This is a genomic window from Bradyrhizobium cajani, assembly GCF_009759665.1.
In the GTDB taxonomy this organism is placed as follows: Bacteria; Pseudomonadota; Alphaproteobacteria; order Rhizobiales; family Xanthobacteraceae; genus Bradyrhizobium; species Bradyrhizobium cajani.
On the sequence record NZ_WQNE01000014.1, the window covers coordinates 49,669 to 74,254 of the forward strand.

Annotated in this window: 21 protein-coding genes and 1 pseudogene; 10 read left to right on the forward strand and 12 right to left on the reverse strand. The window is 65.5% G+C overall.

What is annotated here, in order from left to right; genetic code table 11:
* Positions 1 to 159: 159 nt before the first annotated feature.
* From GPL20_RS18220 to GPL20_RS18235, 4 genes are all read right to left on the reverse strand, one after another.
* Positions 160 to 987 carry a hypothetical protein gene (locus tag GPL20_RS18220; protein ID WP_157330888.1) on the reverse strand — a complete coding sequence of 276 codons (828 nt, stop codon included), beginning with the start codon at positions 985 to 987 and terminating at the stop codon, positions 160 to 162.
* A gap of 82 nt (positions 988 to 1,069) precedes the next feature.
* Positions 1,070 to 2,362: a siderophore utilization protein FsrB gene (gene fsrB, locus GPL20_RS18225; RefSeq protein ID WP_157330889.1), complete on the reverse strand. Its 1,293-nt coding sequence runs from the start codon at positions 2,360 to 2,362 to the stop codon at positions 1,070 to 1,072.
* Between the two features lie 53 nt (positions 2,363 to 2,415).
* Positions 2,416 to 4,410, reverse strand: a complete 1,995-nt coding sequence (locus GPL20_RS18230) for a TonB-dependent siderophore receptor (protein WP_254125403.1) — start codon at positions 4,408 to 4,410, stop codon at positions 2,416 to 2,418.
* A 493-nt stretch (positions 4,411 to 4,903) separates the two neighbouring features.
* Positions 4,904 to 5,728, reverse strand: coding sequence for a helix-turn-helix domain-containing protein (locus GPL20_RS18235; RefSeq protein WP_246250655.1), 825 nt, complete (start codon positions 5,726 to 5,728; stop codon positions 4,904 to 4,906).
* A 306-nt stretch (positions 5,729 to 6,034) separates the two neighbouring features.
* Here GPL20_RS18235 and GPL20_RS18240 point away from each other — a divergent pair, with 306 nt between their 5' ends.
* The 5 genes from GPL20_RS18240 to GPL20_RS18260 are packed head-to-tail and all read left to right on the forward strand — an operon-like array spanning position 6,035 to position 12,073.
* Complete coding sequence (locus GPL20_RS18240) at positions 6,035 to 7,255, forward strand: amino acid ABC transporter substrate-binding protein (RefSeq protein ID WP_157330891.1); 1,221 nt, start codon at positions 6,035 to 6,037, stop codon at positions 7,253 to 7,255.
* Between the two features lie 60 nt (positions 7,256 to 7,315).
* Positions 7,316 to 8,191, forward strand: coding sequence for a branched-chain amino acid ABC transporter permease (locus GPL20_RS18245; protein ID WP_157330892.1), 876 nt, complete (start codon positions 7,316 to 7,318; stop codon positions 8,189 to 8,191).
* Positions 8,188 to 9,870, forward strand: a complete 1,683-nt coding sequence (locus GPL20_RS18250; RefSeq protein ID WP_246250659.1) for a branched-chain amino acid ABC transporter ATP-binding protein/permease — start codon at positions 8,188 to 8,190, stop codon at positions 9,868 to 9,870. The genes GPL20_RS18245 and GPL20_RS18250 overlap by 4 nt, the downstream gene beginning before the upstream one ends.
* Positions 9,863 to 10,594, forward strand: coding sequence for an ABC transporter ATP-binding protein (locus tag GPL20_RS18255; protein WP_157330893.1), 732 nt, complete (start codon positions 9,863 to 9,865; stop codon positions 10,592 to 10,594). Before GPL20_RS18250 ends, GPL20_RS18255 begins: the two co-directional genes overlap by 8 nt.
* A gap of 27 nt (positions 10,595 to 10,621) precedes the next feature.
* Complete coding sequence (locus tag GPL20_RS18260; protein ID WP_157330894.1) at positions 10,622 to 12,073, forward strand: aldehyde dehydrogenase; 1,452 nt, start codon at positions 10,622 to 10,624, stop codon at positions 12,071 to 12,073.
* 12 nt (positions 12,074 to 12,085) lie between these two features.
* Here GPL20_RS18260 and GPL20_RS18265 read toward each other — a convergent pair whose 3' ends face one another.
* Together GPL20_RS18265 and GPL20_RS18270 are read right to left on the reverse strand one after the other, a co-directional pair.
* Positions 12,086 to 14,071, reverse strand: a complete 1,986-nt coding sequence (locus GPL20_RS18265; RefSeq protein WP_157330895.1) for a primary-amine oxidase — start codon at positions 14,069 to 14,071, stop codon at positions 12,086 to 12,088.
* Between the two features lie 15 nt (positions 14,072 to 14,086).
* Positions 14,087 to 15,283 (reverse strand): serine hydrolase domain-containing protein, encoded by a 1,197-nt coding sequence (locus GPL20_RS18270; RefSeq protein WP_157330896.1) that lies wholly within the window; start codon positions 15,281 to 15,283, stop codon positions 14,087 to 14,089.
* A 181-nt stretch (positions 15,284 to 15,464) separates the two neighbouring features.
* On the opposite strand from GPL20_RS18270, the gene GPL20_RS18275 reads away from it, so the two are divergent.
* Entirely contained in the window at positions 15,465 to 16,454 is a 990-nt protein-coding gene (locus GPL20_RS18275; protein ID WP_157330897.1) for a helix-turn-helix domain-containing protein, read from the forward strand.
* 38 nt (positions 16,455 to 16,492) lie between these two features.
* Here the strand turns inward: GPL20_RS18275 and GPL20_RS18280 are convergent, their stop codons facing one another.
* The 3 genes and pseudogenes from GPL20_RS18280 to GPL20_RS18290 all read right to left on the reverse strand — a co-directional run.
* The gene (locus tag GPL20_RS18280) at positions 16,493 to 17,158 is read right to left on the reverse strand and encodes a methionine ABC transporter permease (protein WP_157330898.1); all 666 of its coding nucleotides are present in this window, start codon (positions 17,156 to 17,158) and stop codon (positions 16,493 to 16,495) included.
* A complete protein-coding gene (locus GPL20_RS18285; protein ID WP_167533090.1) occupies positions 17,148 to 18,272 on the reverse strand; it encodes a methionine ABC transporter ATP-binding protein in 1,125 nt (374 codons plus the stop codon). Before GPL20_RS18285 ends, GPL20_RS18280 begins: the two co-directional genes overlap by 11 nt.
* Before the next feature lie 243 nt (positions 18,273 to 18,515).
* Positions 18,516 to 18,949, reverse strand: a pseudogene (locus GPL20_RS18290) (anion permease); the annotation flags it as partial.
* Between the two features lie 101 nt (positions 18,950 to 19,050).
* Between GPL20_RS18290 and nthA the strand changes: the two are divergent.
* Genes nthA through GPL20_RS18305 form a run of 3 tightly spaced genes read left to right on the forward strand, consistent with a single transcriptional unit; the run spans position 19,051 to position 20,719 of the window.
* Complete coding sequence (gene nthA, locus GPL20_RS18295) at positions 19,051 to 19,686, forward strand: nitrile hydratase subunit alpha (RefSeq protein WP_157330899.1); 636 nt, start codon at positions 19,051 to 19,053, stop codon at positions 19,684 to 19,686.
* On the forward strand, positions 19,683 to 20,342 hold the full coding sequence (gene nthB, locus GPL20_RS18300; protein WP_157330900.1) for a nitrile hydratase subunit beta: 660 nt from the start codon (positions 19,683 to 19,685) through the stop codon (positions 20,340 to 20,342). The genes nthA and nthB overlap by 4 nt, the downstream gene beginning before the upstream one ends.
* Complete coding sequence (locus GPL20_RS18305; RefSeq protein ID WP_157330901.1) at positions 20,342 to 20,719, forward strand: nitrile hydratase accessory protein; 378 nt, start codon at positions 20,342 to 20,344, stop codon at positions 20,717 to 20,719. Before nthB ends, GPL20_RS18305 begins: the two co-directional genes overlap by 1 nt.
* Before the next feature lie 109 nt (positions 20,720 to 20,828).
* On the opposite strand, the gene queC is transcribed toward GPL20_RS18305, so the two are convergent.
* Positions 20,829 to 21,542 carry a 7-cyano-7-deazaguanine synthase QueC gene (gene queC, locus GPL20_RS18310; protein WP_157330902.1) on the reverse strand — a complete coding sequence of 238 codons (714 nt, stop codon included), beginning with the start codon at positions 21,540 to 21,542 and terminating at the stop codon, positions 20,829 to 20,831.
* A 126-nt stretch (positions 21,543 to 21,668) separates the two neighbouring features.
* Here queC and mazG point away from each other — a divergent pair, with 126 nt between their 5' ends.
* Positions 21,669 to 22,523 (forward strand): nucleoside triphosphate pyrophosphohydrolase, encoded by an 855-nt coding sequence (mazG, locus tag GPL20_RS18315; protein ID WP_157330903.1) that lies wholly within the window; start codon positions 21,669 to 21,671, stop codon positions 22,521 to 22,523.
* 177 nt (positions 22,524 to 22,700) lie between these two features.
* Here the strand turns inward: mazG and hflX are convergent, their stop codons facing one another.
* Positions 22,701 to 24,128, reverse strand: coding sequence for a GTPase HflX (gene hflX / locus GPL20_RS18320; RefSeq protein WP_167533091.1), 1,428 nt, complete (start codon positions 24,126 to 24,128; stop codon positions 22,701 to 22,703).
* 11 nt (positions 24,129 to 24,139) lie between these two features.
* Positions 24,140 to 24,388 carry an RNA chaperone Hfq gene (gene hfq / locus GPL20_RS18325; RefSeq protein ID WP_007591126.1) on the reverse strand — a complete coding sequence of 83 codons (249 nt, stop codon included), beginning with the start codon at positions 24,386 to 24,388 and terminating at the stop codon, positions 24,140 to 24,142.
* Positions 24,389 to 24,586 lie beyond the last annotated feature (198 nt).

Here is a 24,586-nt window from a genome sequence, read left to right on the forward strand (position 1 = left end):
GCCGCCTCGAAACCAAATCTAACCCATTCAAAAATTTGATGCATTTCCCCTGATGGACAGTCCACGAGGTCCGCTGCGTGCACGAAAACCCGCCCCAGCCCATCCCATCCGGCAACGCGAATGCCCCCGGGGGGCAGTCCTCGGCGCTGCCCTGCGGCGCTAGCGCAGCGGCAACAGATCGAGCTGGCTCTGCGCCTTCTTGACGATTGCGGCGAACCAGCTCTGGCTTGGCGCTTCCTTGGCGAAGCACGCCGTAAAGGCTGCCATCGCATTGTCTTCACGGGTCATGTCGCCGCGCGGGTCCTTCTTGTCCACCGGCTTTGCCATCATCTGCTTCCAGATCTTTTCGCAAGGCGGGATCGGGGCGGTCTTCACCGCGTCGCTCGTGGCGACGAAGAAAACCTTGTCGCCCTGGATCGCGACGACGTCGATTTCATCGGGGGGCCCCTTGAGATCGCCGTTGCCGCGCACGCCGAGCACGGCGACCGCTGTGCTCGCGGATGCAGGTTTCGTGATCGGCAGCTCCGCATATTTGGCGAAGGCCGCATCCTGGATCGCATAATAGTAGAAGCGGTCCGATCTGAGCGCGGCGCCGATCTCCTGCGGCATGCCGTCGTCGCGGTGCTCGGCAAGCCAGTGCTTGAGCAGCGCTGTCGTGGTCACCACGGCTTGCGTCTTGTCGCCTTCCGAGGCGAAGCCAAGCCCGTCGAGATGTCCGAAGCCGATGTCATTTTTGAACAGCGTGTCGACATTGGATTTGCCCTCCGTCGGCAGCCCCTTGATGGTGACCGGTCCCACAAGGCTGCGCAGCGCGCCCGCCAGCTCCTTCAGGGCGGCGTCGTGCTGCTTATAGATCTCGTCGCTCTCCTTGGCCTTGGAGAACTTTGCGATGTAGCGATCGCGCAGATCGAGATAGTGCTGCTCGGGCGTGGCCGCATATGCGGGCGTGGCCAGGACGAGCAGGCAGAGCAAGGCAAGCGATCTCATGGCAAGTTCCGGCGGGGGCGATCTCCAGTCTTTGTGCCGGGGCCGGCCGGGAAGGTTCATCCGCGAAACCGATGCGGGAGTCCTACTCCGCCGGCGTGAGCTGCTGCTGGCTCAGGCGTAGCGCGGCGGTCTCGCGCACGCGGACACGGGCGCGGCGCTTGCGCCACCAGATCACGACGCCGGTGACCGAGAGGGCCGCCACCACGAGTCCCATGATCGAGATCAGGATCCGTCCGAACAGCCCGACGATGCGGCCCGAATGCAGCGGGAATTGCGCCTGCACGAAGATGTCGGCGGCAGTGCCGACCCACGGCAGCCGTTCGCCGATGGGGCGGCCATCCTCGCTGTCGTAATAGAGCTGCGCCGGGCCGACGCCGCCGGCGCCGTGATCGTCGCCCGGATGGAAGAAGGCGGCGGCATAGACGCCATGGGCGGGGCCGTAGCTGATCGCGCCGACCGGGGTGGTCCACCCTCGCCCCTTGCCGTCGGCTGCCGCGCGGGCGGCGATGTCGGCGAAGCCGACCTTGGGCTCGATGGGGTCGTCGAGGTCGCGATAGGGCCGCTGCTCATAGGGCGTCGGCGTATAGTTCGAGACCATCTTCATCAGCGGCGAGAACACCTCGAAATAGAGGTTCAGCGAGAACGCCGTGAAGGCGATGATGAACAGCACGCCCCAGGTCCACAGGCTGAAGGCGCGGTGGATGTCGAAATTGATCCGGTAGGCACTGCCCGAGGTCTTGATGGTCCAGGCCGGCGCCCAGCGCGCCCAGAAGCCGCGCTCGAGCTGGCGCGTGACTTGGGGCGCCCGCGCCGCCTTGGCGCGCCGCCGCGAGGGCAGCGTCAGATAGAAGCCGACGAAGCAGTCGATAGTCCAGATGATGGCGATGATGCCGAGCACGCGCATGCCCCAGCGGTCGCTGCCCCAGAATTCCGGGATGTGCATCGTGTAGTGCAGCTTGTAGAGGAACGAGACGAAATTCTCCCGCGTCACCGGCCATACCGCGCCCCAATAGCGCCGGCCGAGCTCTGCGCCAGTGTTGGGATCGAGGAAGACCTGATTGTAGTCGAGGGCGTAACGCTTGCCGGTCGCGGGATCGATCCGCGGCATGATGAAGAACCACAGCGAATGGCCCTCCTCCGGCGTCATGAAGAGATAGACGACGCGCGCGCGGGGATCGCGCTGCTCGATCATCTTGGCGAGCTCGATCGAGGGTATAGCCGGGCCCTTGCTGGTGACGTCGAACAAATGGCTGTTCAGGACATCGTCGATCTCATGATCCCAGGAGATGATCGCGCCAGTGATGCCGGAGAAGAACAGGAAGCCGGCCGTCAGCAGCCCCGCCCAGCGATGCAATCTGCCGAATATCGCTCTCATCGTCCTCGACTTTCATCAACCGGGCCCGGCCCCCCGTTGCCAGACCCATCACGTCACCAGCGATAGGTGAGCTTGCCGATCGCCTTGCGCCCTTCCGCGTAGAAGCAGCCCGACAGGCTGTAGCACGCAGCGACATAGCGCGTGTCGGCAAGGTTCGTCACGTTCAGCGACAGGCGCCAATTGTCACGGGTGTAGGCCAGCAGCGCGTCCAGCACGGTCGACGATCCCACCTTGAACGTGTTGGCGTCATCGCCCCAGGTCGCGCCGACATAGCGGATGCCGCCGCCGAATTGCAGGCCCGCCAGCGGCCCGTTCTGGAGCGTGTAGTCGCTCCACAGCGAGGCGCGGTTGAGCGGCACCGTGACCGGGGCCTTGCCGACATTCACCGGATCCTGGGTCACCATGGCATCGACATAGGCATAGGCCGCGCGCAGGTTCCAGCCGTCGGCGAGCGACATGGTGCCTTCGAGCTCGATGCCGCGGGATTTCACCTGGCCGGTCTGTTCTGCGAGATAGCTCGGCGGCGCATAGGTCACGACGTTGTCGCGCGTCAGGTCGAAGGCCGCGAAGGTGAACAGCGCGTTCCAGCCGAGCGGCTGGTACTTGACGCCGACCTCGTACTGGACGCCGGTCTCGGGATTGAGCAACTGCCCGGCCGGACCGGTCGCGAGCACCGGCAGGAACGACTCGGAATAGCTGAAATAGGGCGCGATGCCGTTGTCGAAATTATACATCACGGCAGCGCGGCCGGTGAAGGCCGACGCATCCTTCGAGACCGACCTATTGAAGGTGGGAAGGTTGCTGTCGACCTGCGTCGTCACGAAATCCTGGCGGCCGCCGAGCTGGAACGACAGCCGGCCGAGCCTGATCTGGTCCTGCGCGTAGAGGCCGACCTGGGACTGCTTGACGCCGGTGTTGTCGCTCATCGCGCCCATCGTCCAGTCGTAATTGTAGACGGGATTGAAGACGTTGATCTCGGGGGCCGAGGTCGAGACGCCAAAAGCGGTGTCGCGGAAGGAGGTGTTGCGATAGTCGATCCCGACCAGCGTGGTGTGGCTGAGAATGCCGGTGGTGAACTTGCCCTGGAGCTGATTGTCCACCGCAAAGGAGTTGATGTAGGAGTTGCTGTAGCTGCCGACGCGATTGAGCTGGCCCGCGGCTTCATCGGCGTATCCAGCGCCGTAGAACACCTTCTCCTCGTTGTGCTGATAGGCGTAGCGCAGGTTTTGCCGGAACGTGATGTTGTCGGTGAAATTGTGCGAGAGCTGGTAGCCGGCGGTCGCGATCTCGGTGTTGAACGCGTTGAAGCTCGGCACGCCCGCGAAGAACGAGACCGGGATGGTACGGCCGTTGTTCGGCCACACCGTGCCCGAGGCCGGCAGGAACTGGAGGCCCCACCCTGCCCGGTCCCTCTGGTAGTTGGCGAGCAAGGTGATGGTGGTGTCCTCGTTCGGCTTGAAGGTGACGGCGGGCGCAATGAAGACGCGGTTGTCCTTGGTGAAGTCGACCTGGGTCTCGCCGTCGCGGACCACGCCGGTGAGGCGCCACAGCACGGTGCCTTCCTTGTTGGCGGGGCCGCCCATGTCGAACTGGCCCTGATAGCGGTTGAAGCTGCCGCCCGAGATCGAGACCTCGCCGAACTGCTGCGCGGTCGGCAGCTTGGTCACGTAGTTGAGGATGCCGCCGGTGCCGCTGCCGCCATACATCGCCGAGGACGGTCCTTTCAGCACCTCCAGGCGCTCTGCGCCGTAGGGATCGAGGCCGTTGAAATGCACGTAGTTGCTGGAGGGAATCCGCAAGCCGTCGACATAGAGGCCGGTCATGGTCGTGTCGAAGCCGCGGATCTGGAGGGCTCCGAAGCGGGTGTCGGAGCCGCCATTGACGTCGCCGCTGACGCCGGCGGTGTAGCGCAGTGCCTCGCCGATCGAGACCGCGCCCTGGTTCCTGACCTGGTCGGTGGTGACGACGGACACCGACTGCGGCGTTTCGATCAGCGGCGTATCCGTCTTGGTGGCGGTGCCGCTCCTGGTGGCGACGAAGCCGCGCACCGGCCCATTGGCGCGTTCGCCCGTCGCGCCATTCGATGATGCCGACTGAGTTGGAGCGCCTTGCTGCGCCGGAGAACGACGATTGGCGCGCAAGGTGCGCGTCGTCGCCCTTCGCGACGAAGCAATCGCCGCAGGACGGGCGCGCTGACCGGGCGCTTCCACGGTCACAGCGGGAATCTGCGTCTGCGCCTGCACGGGACTGAAGGGAACGCCGAGAGCAAACGTGCAGACAGCCCCGAGGAAAAGCACCTGAATCTGTCGGCGACGCGTGTCGGAACGCGAAGGAAGCTGGAAGTCGGTCACGTTTGTCGGGGCCTCACGCACTGCCGGCTTCGCCGGTATCGTTCTTGAAGCCCCGCCCTAACCCAGGCGATTTCGGAGTGCGATAGGAACAGTGTTAGAATTTCTCCAGACGTGTGCGCAGCTTGTGCGACGAATGCGCTCACCTGTGTCTGTCAGCGGCGCGATCGGGACGAGACCCTTGCCGATCGGCTCACGGCCAGTCGGCAAAGTTCAGCATCGGCCTTGATCGTCCCGCCCTCGCGCGAGCAGCAACGCGTCGCCGCCACATGCCGGGCGCCTCGCCGGTGTGCTTGCGGAAGAAGCGGCTGAAATACGCGGTGTCCTTGAAGCCGAGCGCGAAGGCGACCTGCTTGACGGCGGCGGTGCCCGCCTCCAACCGCGTCGCGGCTTCCTTGACGACGCGCTGCTGGATCAACTCGCTCGGCGACCGCTGGAGTTCGCGGCTGCACAGCGAGTGCAGGCGGTCCGCCGTTATGCCGAGCAGATTGGCGTAGTCGCTGACGCGCAGGTGCTGGTGATATCGTTCCTCGAGCAGCCGGCGAAAGCGGCTCAGGATCTCGGCACTGCTGCCCTGCTCATCCTGATCGTTGTTGGCGGCAAAGAGGCGCCAGAAGCGCAGCACACACAGCGTTAGCTCGGCGGACATGATCGACCCTGCACCGCTGCGCGTCGGCGATGCGATCTCGCTTGCGATTGCTCCGATCGAGCGTGACATCGTCGTCACGAGGTCGGGCTCGACCGGCAATGTCATGATGCCTGCGGCGCCTTCGAGAGCCAGATAGGCCGGCTCGGCCGAGGGCGGCAAGAAGCGGTGCCACACGCCGGTGCGCAATTGCAAGAGTTCGGCAGTCGCCCCCGCCGATATCTCCAGATACTCGGCCGATCCCGCCGGCAGCCAGATCAGGGCGGGCCCCGTCAATACAATCGCCTGACCGGCCTGGCGGACCTCGGCGGCGGAGTTGCGGTGAAGGCAGAGCAGGTGGATGAACGGTCGCGCCGCCTTCGACACCAGCATCCAGCGTCTCGCAACATAGTGCGATCCGATCAGCGCAGCGCCGACCGGTGCGGATCCCCCCGGTGCGGCCGTCGAGGGCGGATTGGCGCCCGCGACCGCTCGACGCACCCGACCCGTACGACCGGAAACGTCCAATCTTTCCCCGGATTTGTCCATTGTGCGAACAAAACCGAGAGTGCTTGCTAGGTCAAGTCCCGGTCGCGGCGGGCTTCCGAGCGGCGCCGAAAGAAATCGGGACGATAGGGAAACGACCCAACTTTCATCGTTGCGAACAATCGCTTGAGTGAAACACGAGGGAGGATCGACATGTTTTCGGCGAACCGTCGAACGTTGCTGCGCGCCACTGGCCTGGTGGCTTTCGCCACGGCGCTGGGGACCTTTGCGTCCGCAGCCGATGCGCAGGAGAAGATCCGGATCGGCTATGCCATTTCCAAGACCGGGCCCTATGCCGGCGGCGCCGGCATCACCACCCTGCCGAACTACGAGCTGTGGGTGAAGGACGTGAACGCCGCCGGCGGCATCAAGCTCGGCGACAAGAAGCTGCCGATCGAAGTCGTCGAATACGACGATCGCAGCAGCTCGGAGGAAGCGGTCAAGGCGATCGAGCGCCTCGCCAACCAGGACAAGGTCGATTTCATCCTTTCGCCCTGGAGTACGGGCCTCAATCTCGCGGTCGGCCCAACGCTGAACCGTCTCGGCTATCCGCACCTCGCGGTCACCTCGGTGACCGACAAGGCGCCGGAGCTGGCCAAGCGCTGGTCGAACGCGACGTTCTGGCTCGGCACGTCGGCGCAGATCTCCGAGGCGCTCGCCGATCTGCTCGGTAAGCTGAAGAGCGACGGCAAGATTGGCGCGCGCATCGCGATGGTCAGCATCGCCGATCAGTTCGGCATCGAACTGTCCGCCGCCGGCCGCGAGGCCTTCAAGAAGCACGGCTTCACGCTCACTTACGACAAGACCTATCCCATGGGAACACAGGACCTTCAGCCGCTGCTGAAGGACGCGGTCGCGTCCACCCCGGATGCGTTCGTCGCTTTCAGCTATCCGCCGGATACGATCGCGCTGACCGAGCAGGCGCAGCTCTTGAAGTTCAACCCGAAGGTTTTTTACGTCGGCGTCGGTACAGCTTTCCCGCTCTACAAAGGCAAGTTCGCCGCCAACAGCGACGGCGTGATGGGGATCGGCGGCTGGAATGCGGACTCGCCGCAGCTCAAGGAGTATCTCGCGCGCCACAAGGCCGCGACCGGCAAGGAGCCCGATCGCTGGGCGAGTTCGATCACCTATGCGAGCCTCCAGGTGCTCCAGCAGGCCATCGAGAAGGTCGGCAAGGTGGACCGCGCTGCGGTCGCAGCCGAGATACGTTCGGGCACGTTCGACACCATCATCGGCAAGATCAAGCTGAAGGACGGATTGCTGCAGGAAGTCTGGGGCGTCGGCCAGTGGCAGAACGGCGAGTTCTATGCCCTCGCTCCCGCCTCGCTTCCGGGCGCGCGTGCGCCGGTCGTGCCGAAGCCGCAGTGGCAGTAAGGCTGGCCGGCAGGCCTTGCACTGTGAGGCCTGCCCGCCGCCCGCTCTAGAGGACGATTGATGCTGCTTGTCGACATCATCCTGCCGGGCCTCGTGCTCGGCGGCATGTACGCGCTGATCGCGCTCGGGCTGACTCTGCAATATGGCGTGGCGCGGATCATGAACCTGTCCTATGGCGAGTCGCTGGTCGCGGCGGCCTTCGGCGCGCTTTCGCTCTACAGCGGGCTTGGGCTGAGCCCGCTCGTCGCGCTCTTGCTGGCCGTGCCGGTCGCGATGATGCTGAACTGGCTGCTCTATCGCTTCCTGCTGGAACGGCTGATGCGGCGCGGCAAGGACCGGGGCGCGCAGGAGATCGACAGTATCCTCGTCACCTTCGGCGTGTTGTTCGTGATCCAGGGCGCCATGCTGGTCGCCTTCGGCGGCCAGTATTACAGCTACAGCTATCTCTCCATTCCCCTGACGATTCTTGGATCGACCCTTGCGGTCAATCGCCTCGTCGCGCTGCTGTTCGCAGCATTGGTCGGCGGTGCCGTGTATCTTGCCCTCACCCGCACGCGGATCGGCACAGCGGTCCGTGCCATCGCAGTGGACGCGACTGCCGCGCGCCTTGTCGGGATCGACGTGGCGGCTCTGTCGGGGCTGGCTTTTGCCTTCGGCGGCGGCTTGGTGGCGGTCGGCGGCGTGCTCGTCAGCATGTTTCTCACCTTCAATGCGGCGATGGGCGTGGTCTTCACCATGAAGGCGCTGGTCGTCGTCATCATGGGCGGTGTCGGCAATGTCATGGGCGCGCTGGTCGCGGGGTTGCTGCTCGGCGTGGTCGAAACCGCGGTGGCCCGGCTGGTCGATCCGGGCCTGACGCTGGCTGCGACTTATGCGTTGTTTCTCGGCGTGCTCCTGATCAAGCCGACCGGCCTGTTCGGGAGAGCCGCGTCATGACGATGCTCGTCCGCACATCGCTGTGGTGCGCCGGCCTCGCCCTGGCCGTGGCGATCGTCGCCTATCCGCTTTATGCCAACGGCTATTATCTCGCACTCGGCATAAGCGTTCTCTATTTCACGATCCTGGCGACCGCCTGGGCGATGTTCTCAGGTCCCACCCGCTACATCTCGCTTGCGACGGTCGCCTTCTTCGGCCTCGGAGCCTACACGGCTGCCGTGCTTGGGGAGACGACGCCCTGGCCGGTCGTGCTGCTGGCCGCGGCCGGCGTGGGCGCGGTGACCGCCGCCATCACCGGGCTTTCCACCCTCCGCCTCTCCGGCATCTATTTCGTGATCTTCTCCTTCGGGCTCGCCGAGCTCATCCGGCAACTCGTGATCTGGTACGAGGTCAACATCCACAAGTCCGTCGGCCGCTATCTGTTCAGCGCCGTAACGCAGGACATCCTGTACTGGCAGCTCCTTGGGCTGACCGCGCTCGTCTTTCTCGTGGGATGGCTGCTCGGGCGCTCACGCTACGGGCTGGCGCTCCGCGCCATAGGCGCCGACGAAACCGCCGCCAGCCATTCCGGCATCGACGCCACGCGGGTCAAGCTCGGCGTATTCATTCTCAGCGCGACATTCATGGCGATGACCGGCGCGGTGATGGCGCCGCGCTGGACCTATATCGATCCCGCGATCGCCTTCAATCCGACGATCTCGTTCCAGGTCGTGATCATGGCCTTGCTGGGCGGCGCAGGCTCGCTGTTCGGGCCCGTGCTGGGCGTCATTCCGCTGGTCTTGCTGTTCGAGGTGCTGACCGCGACCCTCCCCAACCATTTCAGCATCGTGCTCGGCATCATCTTCGTGCTCATCGTCATGGTGCTGCCGAATGGCGTGATCGGCCTGTTCGGAGCCGGACGCCGCCACGTCCCAGCGGGTGCTCCCGCCGCGGCGTTCGCCCGCACGATGGACGATGCGCCGCTCCTCGCCGTCGAAGGCGTCAGCAAGTCCTTCAGCGGATTGCGCGCGGTCGATGGCGTCAGCTTCACGGTCGCGCCGGGCGAGATCATCGGCATCATCGGCCCCAACGGCTCCGGCAAGACGACGCTGTTGAATACGCTGTCCGGCGCCTTGCGGCCCTCGTCGGGCACGATCCGGTTCGGTGGCACCGTCCTCACCGGCCTGCGCGCGCACCAGATCGCGCGCCTTGGTCTTGCCCGCACTTTCCAGCTGGTGCGCGTGATGCCGGACCTCACGGTTGCCGAGAACGTCGCTACCGCTCGCCTGTTCTCCGCACCCGCCTCATCGAGCGGTTCGGACACGACGGGACGCGAGCTGCTCGACCTGGTCGGGCTTGGCGCAATGCACGACGCGCCCGCGCGCGAATTGACCTATATCGACCAGAAGCGGCTGGAGCTTGCCCGCGCGCTTGCGCTTCGGCCGCACCTTATGCTGCTCGACGAATGGCTGGCGGGCCTCAATCCGAGCGAGCTCGAAACGGGTATCGCGCTGATCGCGAAACTGCGCGAGCGCGGCCTGACCATCATCATGGTCGAGCATGTCATGGATGCGATCCGGGCGCTCTGCGGCCATTGCATCGTCATGAACGCCGGCAGCGTGATCGCGCGCGGAGCGCCCGACGAGGTGCTGTCCGATCCCAAGGTCGTCGCTGCCTATCTCGGAGGTGACGATGCTTGAGGTCGCCGCCCTCTCCCATTTCTACGGCAAGCATCAGGCGCTGGCCGACGTCACGCTCGGCATCGCCCAGGGCGAGATCGTCGCGATCCTCGGCGCCAACGGCGCCGGCAAGTCGACCTTGCTCAAGAGCATCGCCGGCCTGATCAAGCCAGCCCCGGGGGCGACCATCCGGTTCGAGGGGCAAGATATCGGCGAGTTGCCGGCTCATCTGATCGTGGAGCGCGGCATCGCCCTGGTACCGGAAGGACGCGGCGTGTTTGGTGACCTGACCGTCGCCGAGAACTTGCAGCTTGGCGCCTACCCAGCCCGTGCCCGCGCCGGCGAAGCGGAGCGGCTCGCGAAAACCCAGGAACTCTTCCCGCGCCTGGCCGAGCGCCTGACCCAGGCCGTTCGCACCATGAGCGGCGGCGAGCAGCAGATGGTCGCGATCGGCCGCGCCCTGATGTCGAACCCGCGGCTCCTTCTGCTCGACGAGCCTTCGCTCGGGCTGTCTCCCCTGCTCAGTCGCGAGGTCTTTCGCGCGCTGACGCAGATACGCGCCAGTGGCGTCGGCGTGCTGCTGGTCGAGCAGAATGCCCGGGCAAGCCTCGACATCGCCGACCGGGTCTATCTGATCGAGTCCGGCCGCAACGCGGGCAGCGGGCTGGCCAGCGCGATGAAAAACGATCCCGAGATCCAGCGTGCCTATCTCGGCAAGGCGCGCGCCGCATCACCCCCGCAATAATCACCCCGGCAACCCACGGAGGGCTCCATGAACGCAATCGACCTTCTCATCGGCGGCAAGGATCAGTCGGCCAGCAATCAGCGCACCTTCCAGCGTCACAACCCCATTTCCGGCGAGATCGCGACCATCGTGGCGGCGGCCTCGATCGACGATGCGATGCGCGCTGCCGACGCTGCGGCCGCGGCTTTTCCGGCCTGGTCGCAGCTTGGCCCTTCCGAGCGCCGCAAGCGGCTCAGCGCTGCCGCCGACATCCTCGCGCGCCGGGCGGCGGAGTTCACCGCGCTGATGGTGGCCGAGACCGGTGCCACCGCGGGCTGGGCCGGCTTCAACGTGCATCTCGCCGAGGGCATGCTGCGCGAAGCCGCAGCAATGACCACGCAGATATCCGGCGAGGTCATTCCGACCGACAAGCCCGACAATCTCGCCATGGCGTTCCGCCAGCCCGTTGGTGTCGTGCTCGGCATTGCGCCCTGGAACGCACCGGTCATCCTCGGCGTGCGGTCAGTTGCCATGCCGCTCGCCTGCGGCAACACCGTGGTGCTGAAGGCCTCCGAGATGAGTCCCGGCGTGCACCGCCTGATCGGAAGCTGCCTCACTGAGGCCGGCCTTGGTGACGGCGTCGTCAATGTCGTGACCAACGCGCCCGAGGATGCGCAGGCCGTCGTCGAGGCGCTGATCGCCCACGCTGCCATCCGCCGCGTCAACTTCACCGGCTCGACCCGGGTCGGCCGCCTCATTGCGCTGGCTTGCGCCAGACATCTGAAGCGTGCGCTGCTGGAACTCGGCGGCAAGGCCCCGCTCGTCATCCTCGACGACGCCGATCTCGACGCGGCCGTGAACGCGGCTGCCTTCGGCGCCTTCATGAACCAGGGTCAGATCTGCATGTCGACGGAGCGGATCGTCGTGGACGACAAGGTCGCCGATGCCTTCGTCGCCAAATTCGCGGCCAAGGCCAAGGGGCTTCCTTTCGGCGATCCAAGCAAGGCAAATGTCGTGCTCGGCTCGCTCGTCAGTGCTACTGCCTGCGACCGTGTCAGGGGCCTGATTGACGATGCCGTCGCCAAGGGAGCAGTGATCGCGGCGGGCGGACACGGAAGCGGCACCATCATGCCGGCCACCATCGTCGATCACGTCACGCCGACAATGCGCATCTACGGCGAGGAAAGCTTTGGTCCGGTCGTGACCGTTGTCCGCGTCAGCGGAATCGACGAGGCCGTGCGGGTCGCCAACGACACCGAATACGGCCTCTCCTCCGCCGTGTTCGGCCGCGACATCGCGCGCGCCCTCGGCGTTGCCAAGCGGATCGAGGCCGGCATCTGCCACGTCAATGCCCCGACCGTGCACGACGAACCGCAGATGCCCTTCGGTGGCACCAAGGCGTCGGGCTACGGACGCTTCGGCGGCAAGGCGGCCATCGACGAATTCACCGAGCTGCGCTGGATCACCGTGCAGACTGGGCCACGGCATTATCCGTTCTGACCGGAGGACGGACTATCTCTCTTGGCAGCACGAGCGCCCGGCATCCTTCTCGTTTCCAGCCAGCACGCTGCGGCTGTTGCGGTCCGGCGGGATATCGCCGGCTGCATTGGCTGCAAAGAAGCCGGTCGGCTTCAGCGTGAAGCCGGCATACTCGACCGGCATGATCGGGAAGTCCTCGGGCTTGCAGACATGGGTGTGGCCGAAGGAGTGCCACACCACGATGTCGGCGTTCTCGATGCTGCGATTCTGCGCGGCGTAGCACGGCAGGCCGTCGCCGCCGGCATGGACGTTGGGATAATCGCCACTGGCGTACTTTTCGCGCGCATCGAACGCCGTGACCCAGACGTGTTTGGTGGCAAAGCCGCCGCGCTTGCGCACATAGCTGCCCTCCTGCGCCAGCATCAGCGGGCTCGGATTGACGACGAGCTTGTAGGCCGGCGCATTGCCGACCGAATTGGTCTCGTTGGGATTGCTGATCTTCCAGAACCGGCCGGTCTCGCCATTGGCGACCGCCGCTGCGTCGCGCTCGCGTGACAGCACGCGCGTCGTGACGTCGAAGACGTTGCCATGGGGATTATCGTGGCCCCAGGGCCGCGGCACGAAGTCGTGCTCCGTCACCGTGTTGCCGCCGTCGTCGAGGTCCATGTGCAGGCGCACGTTGAAGAAGTGCTGATGGGTCGGCCCGCCCAGATAGTCGTCGACCATGCCGCCCCATTTGTACTTTTCGCCTGATAGCACCGCAGCGGTCTGGATGATGCCGGTGAGTTTTGTCTCGAGCTGGATCGTGCCGTCCTGATAGAGATACCAGTAGAAGCCATAGTCGTAATTGCCGACGGTGGCGAAGAACGAGATGACAAGCCGCCGGGATCTGCGGACCTCGAACAGGCCGTTGCGGAATTCGTAGTGTTTCCAGGCAATTCCGTAGTCTTCTTCATGCATGCAGATCGCGTTCTGCATGACAAAGGGCTCGCCCTTGCTGTCGGCGGCCGGGATGTCGAAATAGTGGATGTTGCCGAGGCAATCGCAACCGAGCTCGAGCGCATTGGCGAGCATGCCGAGTCCGTATTCACCGGCGTCGAAGGCCGACTTCCAGAAATGGTTCGCGGTCGGATCGGCATAGGGCACCACCATCTCGGTGACGCTGGCGCGGTGGATGAGCGAGCGCTTGCGCGTCCCGTCCTGGTAGGCGAGCTGATGCAGCACGAGCCCCTCGCGCGGCGTGAAGCCAACGCGAAAGCTCCATTTCTGCCAGTCGACCTTCCAGCCATCCACGCGAAAGCACGGGCCTTCGGGCTGCTCGATATGCAGCGGCTTGATGTCTGTGCGCGGGTTTGTGGTTTCGTGCGCGCCATAGTTCCGCTTCTTGCGTGGGATCGGCACGATGGGGTCTTCATCGGTGAGGTCGATCACCCTGCCGCCGATCAGGTCGACGACGGCGACCACGCCCTCGATCGGATGGGCATAGCCGTTGTCCTGGAGATGCTCGCGGAAATAGCTGACGGCGCGGACGATCCGGGCGCCGCGCTCGAACTCCTTGTCGAAGAAGCCCGAGGAGAACGGATCGACTTGGACCAGCTCGATATCCGCGGCGGTGAGCCCGCGCCGATGCATCGCCGCGCGCCAGCCGGGATCGGCCTTCACCACGGCTTCGCACTTGAAGAACTCCTCCAGCATCACCGGTGGCTGCCCGTAGGGCGCCTCACGGTTGGGAAGGACCTTGCGTGCGACGATCTCATTGCGGGCGAGGTCGACGATGTGCTCAATCGCCTCGCCGGTGGCCAAGTCGAGCGTCAGCGCAAAGGCGCGGCGCCCTACCCCGCCAGCGGCCAGCTCCTGTTTGGTCGGTTCCTCCAGCCGCACCGTCGGGAAGCGGCAATTCTCCGGCGAGGTCGCGGCGGTACGCACCAACGTGCAGGCCGCCTTGATCTCCTCAGCGGTTAGCGGATCGAGCGGATGCGGCGCCGCGGCCAGCGCTTGCGATTTGACGATATCGAGCATCGTGATGTCCAAAGGTCAGCGCGGAGCGAGATGCGCGGTGATGGCGTGGAAGCCTGCGAACCAGCGCAGATCGATCGGCACGTCCATCGCCTTCGGCTGCGTCGCGAGCTTGACGATGACGGTGTCCGAGTCCAGGTCGACGTAGAGCAACTGGCCGTGAATGCCGATCGCTGTGAGCGCGTGGCGCGACGGATCGATCGTGAACCATTTGCTGCGGTAGCGCGCACCCGGGAAGAACTCGGCGAGGTCGCCGTCGGCCCAGGCCTTGGGGTCGCCGTTCTCGCGGATGTCATCGATCCACCAGCCCGGCACCACCGGTCGTCCCTCGACGACGCCGCGGCAACGGATCATCTCACCGAAGCGGATGAGATCGCGTGCGGTGACGGAGAGACCGCCGGCGATGCGGCCCATGCCGTGGCTGTCGAGCGTGAGGGAGCCGTCCTCCTCCGCGCCCATCGGCTGCCACAGGTATTCGGAGAGGATGCGCTGGTATGGCATGCCGCAGGCGCGTTCATAGATCCAGCCCAGCACCTCGGTGTTGGGCGAGACGTAGTGGAACACCTTGCCGTGCGGTTTCCCCGTCCCGCGCAGCGTGGCGAGATAGGAGCGCTGATGGCCAGCCTCGACGCCGGGCGGCGGCACGTCCCAGCCCGAGGAGAAGCGATAGCGCGCGACGTCGCCTGCGGGGTCCTCGTAGTCTTCCTCGAACTTGATGGCGACGGCCATGTCGAGGACGTTGCGGACGGTGCAGCCGCCATAGACCGACGTCTCGAGCTCCGGCACGTAGCGCACCACGCGCGCCTCCGGATCGACCAGGCCGCGCGCGGCCAGCACGCCGCCGAGCGTGCCGGCGACCGCCTTGCTGATCGAGCAGATCAGATGCGGCGTTGTCGCGCTCATGCCGTCGCCGTACCATTCATGGACCAACGTACCCCGGTGCATCACCAGGAGCGTATCGGCAAAGGTTTCGCGCAACGTCGCCTCGATCGTGGTGGGCTGTCCGTCCGGCGCGGTGAAGCCGAGCTTTGAAAGCTCGCGCGGCGCGGTCCTCATCGGTGTCGGCTGCGCCGAGCGGCGGACCTCAGCTGTCGGGAGCACCTCGCGTGTGTGGGTAAAGCCCCAGCGGATGGCGGGAAAGCTGCGCCAGTTGGCGCGGGTTACCTGGGCCTCGGGTGCGGGCGGGCTGCCGCGCATGACATCGGTCGGTCGCATGTCGATCCTCCGCGAAGCGCCCCCAAACCTGATGTCGGGAGCGGCCGGGAGGGAGAGTGCACGGAAGGCCGCATCGGGCGTTATCGAGATCCGGCAATATTTTGCTGGACTGCGCCCGTGGTCGTGCCAGTCTGGCGTGGTTCTTGCTGGCAATTTGACTTGCAGATTCCGACGTAAGACCATGGCCTTAGGTGCAACTCTTCCGATTCAAGACTCGGCTGCGAACCTGTTCCAGGCCAGCAGCACGGATGTCGATGAGCATTGCGCCAGCCTCGGCCGCTGGCGGCTGAGCTACGACCAGATCAGCGCCGGTGCCTTCCGTGGCAGCTTCACGCAACTCTCTTTGCCTCGGCTCGAGGTCTTCTGCGAGATCACCAGCCAGCAGGTCCGCCAATATGGCCAGTTAGGAGCCGACAGCTTTGGCATCGGGCTGCCCTGGCACGGCGACGGCGAGGTCAATTGCAACGGCGCCAATGTTGCAGGCGCCCAGGTCATTGCGTGCATCGATGCAGAGGTCGACATGTGCACGCCGAAGGCGTTCGAGCTGCGCGGTGTCGTCGCCAGCGCGGCGCTGATCGAAGAGCTCGCCGCCCGCCTCGACATCGTGCTGCCGCGTGCCGTCTGGCACCAGCTACGGGTGATCGAAATGGCGGAGGAGCCCGTCGCGCGGCTCCGCGCTCATCTTGCTGCCATCCACGAGACCATCACGACCGCGCCAGAACGATTCAGCGATCCGACGACGCGACAGGCGCTGGAAGACGCCCTCCTCGTCGAAATCATGGACATGTTGCCGACGGCTCGGCCCAGCGATCCCGGCCGCAGCTCTGCGGCGCGCAAGCGGACCGTCGATCGGGCCCGCGAGCTGATGCACGGCAGCGGCGAGCGCGCCCTGTCGCTGCTGGAGGTCTGCAAGGCCGTTGGCGCGAGCCCGCGCAAGCTCGGCTATTGCTTTCAGGAAGTCGTGGGCACGAGCCCGATGCACTACCGGCGCGCGATGCGCCTGAACCGTGTCCGGCGTGACCTGAAGCGTGCCGTCGGCGTCGAGACCTCGGTCTATGATATCGCCGTGCAGCACGGCTTCTGGCACTTCAGCCAGTTCTCGCTCGACTACAAGCGCCATTTCTCCGAGCTGCCCTCGGAGACCCTGCGGCGCGCCAGGCTTGCCGCCTGAGAAAGCGCGTTGAAGGCTTCGCTATCCGGAAGTCGGTGTCAGCGCTGGCGCAGCCGGCGGTTGACGCGGCGCGCGAGATAATCGCCGGCGCTCTGGACGAGCTGCACCAGTGCGATCAGCACGACCACGACGGCCAGCATCATCTCCGGCATGAAGCGCTGGTAGCCGTAGCGGATGCCGAGATCGCCGAGGCCCCCGCCCCCGACGGCGCCGACCATCGCGGAGTAGCCGAGCAGGCTGACGATTGCGAGCGTCAGCGCCAGCATCAGGCCCGGCAATGCCTCGGGGATCAGCACCTTGAACACGATCTGGATCGGCGACGCCCCGAACGAGGATGCGGTCTCGATCAGGCCGGCATCGACCTCGCGGATCGCGGCCTCGACAAGGCGCGCGATGAACGGCGTCGCTGCGATCGTCAGCGGCACGATCGCCGCGGTTGATCCGATCGAGGTGCCGGCGATGAGGCGCGTGAACGGAATGATGGCGACGACCAGGATGATGAAGGGCGTCGAGCGCGTTGCATTGACGATGACGCCGAGCACGCCATTGACCGCGGGGGCCGCGAACAGCTCCCCCTTTCGGCTAGTGGCGAGAAAAACACCGATCGGCAGGCCGAAGACGGTGCCGAGCAGCGCCGCGATCCCCACCATGAACAGCGTTTCGCCGGTGGCCTGGACGATCAGGTTGATGAGTTCAGGCGACATGGCCGAGACGCTCCGCCGGAGATTGATGTTGGGAAAGCCAGGCGAGCGTCCGCGTCGCCGCGCCCTCTCCGCCGGGAATGCCGAGAACCAGCGAGCCGACGTGCTGGCCGCCGATCTCGTCGATGCGCGCCGAGAGCAGCGAGACGTCGAGGCCGAGCTCGCGGGCGAGCCGCGCGACCAGCGTGTCGCCGGCGCCCGCGCCCCGGACCTGGACGCGGATCACGGCCTGCCCGCCCCCGACAGGTTCCGGAACGATGCGGCTCGCCAGCGACACCGGCAGACTGTCGCCGATCACCTCCGCCAGGAAGGACTGCGTGATCGGATGCCTGGGATGCGTGAAGATGTCGGCGACATGGCCGCTCTCGACCACGCGGCCGGCATCGAGCACCACGACTTCCTTGGCGAGTTGGCGCACCACGGACATCTCATGGGTGATCAGCACGATGGTCACCCCGAGCTCGCGGTTGATGCTCGCCAGCAGATCCAGGATCGCACGTGTGGTCTGCGGATCGAGCGCGGACGTCGCCTCGTCCGACAGCAGCACGCTCGGCCGCGTCGCCAGCGCCCGCGCGATACCGACGCGCTGCTTCTGGCCCCCGGACAGTTCCGACGGATAGCGGTCGTGCTTGTCGGCGATGCCGACGAGTGCAAGCAGTTCGGCGACCCGCGCCTTGATGTCGGCCTTGGTCCAGCCGGCGATCTCGAGCGGCAGCGCGATGTTGTCGGCGGCCGTGCGCGATGACAGCAGGTTGAAATGCTGGAAGATCATGCCGATCGAGCGCTGCGCCAGCCGCAGCTCGCGCCCTGCAAGTGCCGAGATATCGCGGCCATCCACGATCACGCGGCCCAAGGTCGGCTTCTCCAGGCCGTTGATCAGCCGCACCAGGCTCGACTTGCCGGCGCCGGAGCGGCCGATCACGCCGGTGATGGAGCCGCGCGCAATCGCGAAGTCGATGTCTTGCAGCGCGTTGACGCCCGCCTTGCCGCGATAGGCCGGATAGGTCTTCGAGATGTTCTCGAACCGGACCATCGCATCGGCAGCGGTTGCGGCAGGTGAAATCGCTTCGAGCGTTTCGATCGGCTGTCCGATCGCGAGCGATTGGTGGGCGTTCATGGAGGCGGCTTTCATGCACAACAGTTCGCTAGCCCGCCACACGTGCGGGAAGCCCTGGTCGCATCACGCGACGGGGATGGGAACCGCGATGAGGGCTGTGGGAAGCGCGCTGCACCGCAGCACGCACCATCGCCGTTTCAGGCCTTTCTTGCAATGTCAGATATTTGCGGGGAGTTGGACAAAGTTTTCCAAATCCCTCCCCGGCGAAGAAAATTCATCTGCCGGGGATCAGCCCCGCCCCGCTCACCGGACCATCTGGAGCCAGGGCAGCACGATCAGCAGGAGTCCCGCGAAATAGAGCAGGCCGAAGATCAGGCCAAAAGCCCAGAACTGGCCCTTGCCGATATAGCCGCTGCCGAAATACATCGGCGCGGGTCCGGTCCCGTAAGGCAAGATCACGCCCATCAGGCCGAGCGAATACATGCAGAGCATGGCGAGCGTTCCGACCGGCAGGTCGGCGATGCCCGATCCGACCGCGAGCACCACCGGCAGCACGGCGGCCGCATGCGAGGTGATGCTCGAGAAGAAATTAATGGATCCAGAAGAACAGCGTGACCAGGAGGATCATCGCGGTCGAGGGCGACAGCCCGGCGAGCGGTTTGGCGTATTCGGCCGCGAACCATTTGATGAAGCCGATCTCGTTGAGGCCCCGAGGCCAGCGTCAGCAGCCGCGTATACGGACTGACGCCAGCGCACAAACGGCGTCACGAACACGTGGCCGGATTGCGCTGCAACGAACGCTCGACAGAAACGGACCATTCCGACTATCTTTCGTCCCATGAGCCATGATCACGACCACCACCATCACCACGATCACGATCATTCGGAACTGTCCGAGACCGAGCTGCGCGTGCGCGCGCTCGAGACGATCCTGACCGAGAAAGGCTATGTCGAGCCGGCCGCGCTCGACGCCATCATCCAGGCCTACGAGACCAGGATCGGCCCGCATAACGGCGCGCGCGTCGTCGCCAAGGCCTGGACCGATCCGGCGTTCAAGACGGCGCTGCTGGAGGACGGCTCCAAGGCGATCGGCACGCTCGGCCATGTCAGCCGCGTCGGCGACCATCTCGTCGTGGTCGAGAACACGCCACAGCGGCACAACATGGTCGTGTGCACGCTGTGCTCCTGCTACCCCTGGGAGATGCTGGGCCTGCCGCCGGTCTGGTACAAGGCTGCGCCTTACCGCTCGCGCGCAGTAAAGGACCCGCGCGGCGTGCTCGCCGATTTCGGCGTCACGCTGCCCAAGGACATCGAAATCCGTGTCTGGGACTCGACGGCCGAGACGCGCTTCCTGGTGCTGCCGATGCGCCCCAGAGGCACGGAGGGCTGGAGCGAAGAGCAGCTCGCCGAACTCGTCACCCGTGATTCCATGATCGGTACCGGTTTCCCCAAAGCTCCGGGAGCACCGTCATGAACGGCGTGCACGACATGGGCGGCATGGACGGGTTCGGCAAGGTCAAGCCGGAGCCAAACGAGCCGATGTTCCACGCCGATTGGGAATCGCGTGTGCTCGCGATGGTGCGCGCGATGGGTGCAGCCGGCGCCTTCAACATCGACACGTCGCGGTTCTATCGCGAGACGCTGCCGCCGCATGTGTATCTGTCGAGCTCCTACTACAAGAAATGGTTCCTCGGGCTCGAGGAGATGCTGATCGAGAAGGGCTACCTCACCAGGGAGGAGGTCGCCGCCGGTCATGCGATGCAAGCCCCGAAGGCGCTCAAGCACGGCAAGTTCGATCTCGCCAATGTCGAGCGCGTGATGGTGCGGGGCAAGTTCGCCCGCCCTGCTCCGGCGCCGGCGAAATTCAAGATCGGTGATCGTGTGCGCGCGAAGAACATTCATCCGGCCACGCACACGCGGTTGCCGCGTTACGTCCGCGGCCATGTCGGTGTCGTCGAATTGAACCATGGCTGCCACGTGTTTCCGGATTCGGCTGCCATGGAGCTCGGCGAGAACCCGCAATGGCTCTACACGGTCGTGTTCGAGGGTCGCGATCTCTGGGGCGAGGATGGTGATCCGACCCTGAAAGTCTCGATCGACGCGTTCGAGCCGTATCTGGATCCGGCGTGATGACCGCCAATGCTGCGGCCGCCGCGACGGCGGCCATCCCGAGCATCCCGCACGATGACGAGGGCCCCGTCTTTCGCGCGCCCTGGGAGGCGCACGCGTTTGCCATGGCGTTGACGCTGCACGACCGCGGCGTGTTCACCTGGCCGGAATGGGCCAGCGCGCTTGCCGACGAGATCAAGCGCGCGCAGGCCGCCGGCGATCCCGACACGGGCGAGACCTATTATCTGCACTGGCTCGCGACGCTGGAAGGCCTGGTCGCACGCAAGGGCGTCGCGTCGATCGAGGCCCTGCACCGCTACCGCGACGCCTGGGACCACGCGGCGCATCGCACGCCGCATGGCAAGCCGATCGAGCTGCGGCCGGAGGATTTTGGTTAGCCCGCGCCACATACTCCGTCATTGCGAGCGCAGCGAAGCAATCCAGAATCTCTCCGCGGAGGGACTCTGGATTGCTTCGTCGCAAGAGCTCCTCGCAATGACGGCGGGACTACCGCCCCGCCACAAACTCCCGCCATCCCTTCGCCCGCAGGCTGCACGCCGGGCACTCGCCGCACCCGTAGCCCCAATCATGCTGTGCGCCGCGTTCGCCGAGATAGCAGGTGTGCGACTGCTCGCGGATGAGGTCGACCAGCCCCTCGCCGCCGAGGTCATGCGCCAGCTTCCACGTCGCGGCCTTGTCGATCCACATCAGGGGCGTATGCAGCTCGAACTTGCGCGCCATGCCGAGCGAGAGCGCGGCCTGCATCGCGCGGATGGTCTCGTCGCGGCAATCGGGATAGCCGGAATAGTCGGTCTCGCACATGCCGCCGACGATGTGGGTGATGCCGCGCCGGTATGCCAGCGCCGCGGCGAAGGTCAGGAACACCAGGTTGCGGCCCGGCACGAACGTGTTGGGCAGGCCGTCGGCGCCCATCGCGATCGCGACGTCGCGCGTCAGCGCCGTCTCGGACACCGCCGCCAGCGTCGGGATCGACAGCGTGTGGCTCTCGCCGAGTTTCGCGGCCCAGTCGGCGCGCAGGTCCTTGATGCCGTCGAACAGCCGGTCGCGGCAGGCGAGCTCAATGGCGTGGCGCTGACCGTACTCGAAGCCAAGCGTCTCCACGCGGGCGAAGCGGCTGAGCGCCCAGGCGAGGCAGGTGGTGGAATCCTGGCCGCCGGAAAACAGCACCAAGGCGATTTGTGATGAAAATGCGTCGCTCATGGCCCGCGCTTTAGCACTGCGCAGACCGCCCGCCAATCGGTGGAAATCAGCCCGTTCCGTCCCGCCGCGCTGGGAACGGCGGCCCGCTTTTGGCATAAGGCTTTGGAGCCAGGAGACTGCCCCGCAATGACCCCTTCCCGCGACATTTCCCGCCTGATCGAGATCATGGCGGCGCTGCGCACGCCGGTGACCGGCTGCCCCTGGGACCTCGAGCAGGATTTCGCGACCATCGCGCCCTACACGATCGAGGAAGCCTATGAGGTGGTCGACGCAATCGGCCGCGGCGATCTCGACGATCTGCGCGAGGAGCTCGGCGACCTCCTGCTCCAGGTCGTGTTCCACGCCCAGATGGCTTCGGAACAGGACGCGTTCGCGTTTGGAGATGTCGTCGAGGCCATCACGCGCAAGATGATCCGCCGCCATCCCCATGTCTTCGCGGACAAGGACGGCAATCTCGCCTCCTCCCACGTCAAGGAAGTCTGGGACCGTATCAAGGCCGAGGAGAAAGCCGAGCGCGCCGCGCGTCGGCCGCCGGAGGCCAAGTCATCGCACAAATCGCTGCTGTCGGGTGTGAAGGCCGGCCAGCCGGCGCTGACGCGCGCCATGGAGCTCCAGCGCAAGGCCTCCACCGTCGGCTTCGACTGGAACGATCCGCGCGCGGTCCTGCAAAAGATCCGCGAGGAAGCCGACGAGATCGAGGCCGCCCTCGACCGCAACGACAAGCAAGAGCTTGCAGAGGAGACCGGCGACCTGATGTTCGCCCTCGTCAACCTCGCCCGCCATGTCGACGCCGATCCGGAAAGCGCGCTGCGCGCGACCAATGCGAAGTTCGAGCGGCGGTTCGCCTATATCGAGCGGACGCTGGAGGCGCAGGGGCGGACGCTGGAGCAGGCGTCGCTGGCGGAGATGGACGCGCTATGGAATGCGGCGAAGGGCGAGGAGAAGAAGGCATCGGTGGGACTCAAGGAAGCGCGCCGCTAACCCTGGTGTTGTATGTAGGGTCGCAAGCGCCCAACCTGCTCGCTGTCGTCCCAGCGAACGCAGGGACCCATACCGCGTGATTTCTCCGCAGCACGACGCGGCCAATATCACGCACCAAACTACATCCTGTGGATATGGGTCCCGGATCTGCGCTTCGCTTGTCCGGGACGACACCATTTACGCCGACAGACGCGGCACGGCGTCGAACCTGTTCACCACGATGTCCCGCTTGGTCTCGTCCACGCGCACGGTCATGTCGAAGCGGCCGTCGTGCAGCTCCTTGGCCAGCACCTCGGAATTGCGATGCAGCCAGCTGATACCGGCGCCGTCGGCGGCGTCGATCGACAGGTCGAGCGTGGTGCGTTTGGCCGCCAACCGCTGCTCGATGGCGGCGAGCAGTGCATCGATCCCCTCGCCCGACACGGCGGAGACCAGCATCGCCGGGTGATCTTCCGGCCGGCGCGCCGCGATGTTCAGGAGCTCTTCGCGCTGTTCGGCGTCGTAACGGTCGATCTTGTTCCAGACCTCGATGATGCGGCCGGAATCGTCGGGATTGATGCCGAGCTGGCGCAGCACCGCATCGACGTCGCTCTGCTGCGCCTCGGCGTCCTCGTGCGAGATGTCGCGCACATGCAGGATGACGTCGGCTTCCAGCACCTCCTCCAGCGTGGCGCGGAAGGCGGCGACCAGCTGCGTCGGCAGGTTGGAGATGAAACCGACGGTGTCGGACAGCATCGCCTTGCCGCCAAGCGGCAGGTTGAGCGCGCGCAAGGTCGGGTCGAGCGTCGCAAACAGCATGTCGGCGGCCTGCACGTGGGCGCGGGTCAGGCGGTTGAACAGCGTCGACTTGCCGGCATTGGTGTAGCCGACCAGCGCGACCACGCGATACGGCACGCGCTGGCGGCCTGCCCGGTGCAGGCGCCGCGTCGCCTGCACCTTCTTCAGCTCACTCTCGAGCTTTGAGATGCGCTCCTGGATCAGGCGGCGGTCGGCTTCGATCTGCGTCTCGCCGGGACCGCCCATGAATCCGAAACCGCCGCGCTGGCGTTCGAGGTGGGTCCAGGAGCGCACCAGGCGCGAGCGCTGGTAGTTGAGATGCGCCAGCTCGACCTGGAGCGAGCCTTCCCTGGTCTTGGCGCGGCGTCCGAAGATCTCCAGGATCAGGCCGGTGCGGTCTAGCACCTTGGCGTGCAATTCCTTCTCGAGGTTGCGCTGCTGGATCGGCGCCAGCGCGCAATCCATCACCACGAGCTCGACATCGAGGCTCTTGATCAGCCCGGCGATCTCCTCGACCTTGCCCTTGCCGATGTAAGTCGCGGGCCTGATCTGGCTGATCGGCGCGATGATGGCGTCGGCAATGACGAGATCGATCGCACGCGCGAGGCCCGCAGCTTCATCAAGCCGGGCCTCGGCGTCACGCAGGACATGACTGGACGAGCCATGACTGGACGAGCCATGTTTGGACGAACCATGGCTTTCCGATTGCGCGTCGGCACTTCCCGCACGCAGTCGCAAGTAGGGGCCGATGACCAGCACCCGCCCCGTTTGCTTAGCCCCTGCCGGCCGCGGACGGTCGGCATCCCCGTCGAAATTCCGGGGTTCCAATCAGATCACTCTCAAGCCGGCTGATCCTCGCCGCCTTCGAACAGCTGGATCGGAGCACCCGGCATGATGGTCGAGATCGCATGCTTGTAGACCAGCTGCGAATGACCGTCGCGCCGAAGCAGCAAACAGAAATTGTCGAACCAGGTCACGATGCCCTGGAGCTTCACTCCGTTGACCAGAAAGATCGTCAGTGGCGTCTTGGTTTTGCGAACGTGATTAAGGAAGGTGTCCTGTAGGTTTTGTGCGCGGTCTGCCGCCATTGTTTTTTTCTCGCTTTGAGTTTCTTTTTATTGCGCCGGTTGCGGCCCTCTTTGCGAAATTCGGGGCCTCTCCCGGTTGCCGCTCCTCATGAGATCCCCCTCGGAAGGAACAGCTGTGCGATTAGAGGACAGGTGGACTTATTAGGCAAGCCGCTTCACGCGGCAGCCCCCGTCGTATTGCTCCGAAAAACTACGGAA